Annotated in this window: 4 protein-coding genes; 2 read left to right on the plus strand and 2 right to left on the minus strand. The window is 62.4% G+C overall.

Features of this window, described 5'->3' with window-relative positions; translation table 11 throughout:
• Positions 1–1,102 (minus strand): patatin-like phospholipase family protein (locus E5W87_RS34730; RefSeq protein ID WP_292408278.1); only part of this gene is annotated, 1,102 nt, incomplete at its 3' end.
• Between the two features lie 29 nt (positions 1,103–1,131).
• The gene (locus E5W87_RS34735) at positions 1,132–1,878 is read right to left on the minus strand and encodes an acetoacetate decarboxylase (RefSeq protein ID WP_292408281.1); all 747 of its coding nucleotides are present in this window, start codon (positions 1,876–1,878) and stop codon (positions 1,132–1,134) included.
• Positions 1,879–2,092: 214 nt separating this feature from the next.
• Between E5W87_RS34735 and E5W87_RS34740 the strand changes: the two genes are divergently transcribed.
• Both E5W87_RS34740 and E5W87_RS34745 read left to right on the plus strand, forming a co-directional pair.
• Complete coding sequence (locus E5W87_RS34740) at positions 2,093–2,881, plus strand: 3-hydroxybutyrate dehydrogenase (protein WP_292408286.1); 789 nt, start codon at positions 2,093–2,095, stop codon at positions 2,879–2,881.
• A gap of 192 nt (positions 2,882–3,073) precedes the next feature.
• A partial coding sequence (locus tag E5W87_RS34745; protein WP_292408289.1) for an ABC transporter ATP-binding protein occupies positions 3,074–3,462 on the plus strand: 389 nt, incomplete at its 3' end.

Consider the following 3,462-nt stretch of genomic DNA (forward strand, 5'->3'; position numbering starts at 1 on the left):
GGGTCAGCCATTGGCGGTGGCGCAATGTCCTTTGCGTATCCTCCAGCCCCATCTCCCAGTGCTCGCGCATCGAGGTGCCAGAGAATTCGTAGTCCTTGGCGTGCCCCTCGTAACCCTTGTGCTGGTAGATCAGGTGTATGATGTTGACCACGCCGGCATCCGAATAGTCCGCGATCAGCTCCTTCTCCCCTTCCTTCAGCAATTCGGTTGGGACGCGTTTCAGCGCATCGAGCAGCTTCATCTTCAGGGCGTGGATGCGCTGGAAATTGTCGGTGTTTTGCCGCGTGCGGCTCGAATACATGATGTCCTTATGCCGCGACAAAACATCGGCCATGCCGCGCGGCAAGGCGCCGCGCGCGCTGAACAGGTCTACTTGGAACACCAGCGAGCTGCGGTCTTCTTCCTGATCGAGAAGGTATTGCAGCGGCGTATTGGAGACGATGCCGCCATCCCAGTAATACTCGCCCTCGATGCGGACCGACGCGAAGGCCGGCGGCAGCGCTCCGCTCGCCATGATATGCTCGGGCCCGATGCGTACAGTCTCGGTGTCGAAATAGACGAAGTTGCCGGTTCTGACATTGACCGCGCCGACGCTGAGCCGCTTCTTGCCGTCATTGAGGATGTCGAAATCGATGAGGCCTTCCAGGGTCTCCTTCAACTCGGCCGTGTCATAGAAGCTGGTGGCGCCTTCGGCGCCCGGCTGCTCGAACCACGGGTTGGGGTGGCGCGGCTTGAAGAAGCCGGGCTGGCCCATGGTCATCGTCATCCATGAACTGGTGCGGTTGCGGATATCCCGGTAAATGTCGCCCTCGGGCGTATAGGCCCAGATCTTGCGCCCCGAAATCGTCTGCCAGAATTGCTCGAGCCGCTCTAGCCGGCGGCTCGGCTCGTTGCCGGCGATGATCGATGCGTTGATCGCGCCGATCGACACGCCGGAGAGCCAGGTCGGCTCGCAGCCGGCTTGGGCAAGCGCCTGGTAGACCCCGGCCTGATAAGCACCGAGCGCACCGCCACCCTGGAACACCAGCGCGATGCGGTCATATTGCGCCGAGATTTCCTCGATCGTGGCGACGGCCGCCTTCTTGCGGTTGCGTTCAAGCACGGCTTTGGCCTCCAAAATGATTTCTGCGATCAGGTACGGTCGGCGAGATAGTCGTGGACCACTTCGCCCAGCCCAAGCGTCAGGTCGGCGGTGAAGTGAACGGCCGAGACGATGTCGAGCACGGGCAGGCGCGCCACGTCGGCCATGACATGCGGCCGGAGATCGAGCGCCGCCGGCGCCGTCCAGGCCTCCTTCAACGTCACCTCGGTGAGATGATAGCGCACCAGCTCACAGATGCGCGGCGTGCCGTCGACATGCGGGATGATCTTGATCAGGAAGTTGGGCTGGGCAAGCGAGGCGAGGATCTGGTTATGATCGGCCGGTCTGTGCTTGTACCCCATCGTGCCGGTGGCGCACAGCACGCTGCCATAGTGCAGGGTTCCAACCACCACTTCGCCCTCATGAACAATCTTCGGGTTGGCGAGCTTCTTCGGAAAACCCCAGAGCTCGCGCCCGCCGGCGATCGGCGCGTCGTCGTCGAGAAACATGGAATGGACGTAGGCGCCGTGTTCGCCCTTGTAGCGCACGGGGATGACCTGGCCGGTCTCGGTGTAGTCACCGAAGCCGGTTGAATCGGGCATGCGGATGAATTCGTATTTGACCAGCGGCTCGTCGATCTCCAGCGGCGCCGGCACCACCGCCTCCAAGGCTTCGCGCGTCGTGCGATAGGTGATGATGACATATTCGCGGTCGAAGAAACGATAGGGACCGGGCGGGAAGGACGGGTTGGTGAGCGGCATCGCATAGGCGCGCTTCACGACATCGGCGATTTCCAAGCTAGTGCCCCATCCATTCTGGAACGACCGCGCGAGTGCGCAGGGGATTATGTTGCACGGCGCCATGACACTGCCGTGTCAGCCTGACGACCGTTGGCTCCAGAGGCCTAAGGGCGCTTCGTATCGCTGTAATCGCGCCGACACATGGCCGTGGCACTGTCCTGCCGCGACGCACAAAGTCTGTCCTGTTTCCTCCCTTTCCCGCGAGATCATCATGGGTTTCCTGTCATCGAAGAACGCCCTCGTCACCGGCTCGACCAGCGGCATCGGCTTGGGAATTGCCCGCGCCTTTGCCGCCGAAGGCGCCAATGTCACCATCAACGGCCTGGGCAACGCTGACGCCATCGAGCGGGAGCGCGCCGGCATCGAAGCGGATTTCGGCGTCAAATGCCGTTACTCCGGCGCCAACATGATGGATGGGGCAGCGGTGAGCGCCATGGTGCGCGAGGCCGAAGAGACCTTCGGCAGTCTCGACATCCTGGTCAATAATGCCGGCATCCAGCATGTCGCACCGATCGAGGAGTTCCCGGACGACAAATGGGAAGCCATCATCCGCATCAATTTGCTCGCGGCCTTCTATGCAATCAAGGCGGTGCTGCCCGGTATGAAGGCGCGTAAATGGGGCCGCATCATCAACACTGCGTCGGCGCACGCGCTGGTCGCCTCGCCGTTCAAATCCGCCTATGTCTCGGCCAAGCACGGCATATCGGGCCTGACCAAGACAGTGGCGCTGGAGGCGGCACTTGACGGCGTCACGGTCAATGCGATCGCACCGGGCTACGTCTGGACGCCGCTGGTCGAAAAGCAGATTCCGGACACGATGAAGGCGCGCGGCATGACCGAGGAGCAGGTCAAGCACGACGTGCTCCTCGCCGCCCAGCCGACCAAGGAGTTCGTTACCGTCGACGAGCTTTCCGCACTGGCACTGTTCCTGTGCTCGGATGCGGCAAAGCAGATCACCGGCACAACCTTGCCGATGGATGGCGGCTGGACGGCGCAGTAGCGCGACGCCGCCGCCACCATTGCCGCTGACCGTATTCTGCCGCTTTCTCCCTTGGCCTGCCCGCCCATCCAGCCGGTACGCTGCGGGCCGCCATCATTGTCATGACCGGATTTCCAACGTATTGCCGGCCGGGTGCAGCAGGACTGTGCGAACGACCGGCACAGGGCGCAATGATATGCCGATTGGTGAAGCATGAGCGAAATCAAGGTGGAGCGTCTCTCCAAGTGGTTCAACGAAACCGCCGCGCTGGACGCCGTTTCGCTCGACTTTGCTGCGGGCTCATTTACGGCGCTGCTCGGCCCGTCCGGGTGCGGCAAGACCACGATGCTGAGACTGATCGCCGGCTTCGAGGCACCCAGCGAAGGCCGAGTGCTCTTTGGCGACGAATTGATGGCCGATCCGCAGCGGCAGGTGCCGCCGGAAGCGCGCGGCGTTGGCGTCGTCTTCCAGTCCTATGCGCTTTGGCCGCATATGGATGTTGCCGAAAACGTCGCCTATCCGCTGAAAGCCCGGCATGTCAAACGGGGCGAGATCGCTGGCCGTGTCGGCGCGGTTCTCGATATCGTTGGACTCAATGGATT

Origin of the sequence: Mesorhizobium sp. (assembly GCF_004962925.1) — a bacterium.
Taxonomy (GTDB): Bacteria; Pseudomonadota; Alphaproteobacteria; order Rhizobiales; family Rhizobiaceae; genus Mesorhizobium.

Bases quoted from the DNA above. Each gene is read 5' to 3' on its own strand.
- E5W87_RS34740 (WP_292408286.1), top strand. From the start codon at position 2,093: ATGGGTTTCCTGTCATCGAAGAACGCCCTCGTCACCGGCTCGACCAGC.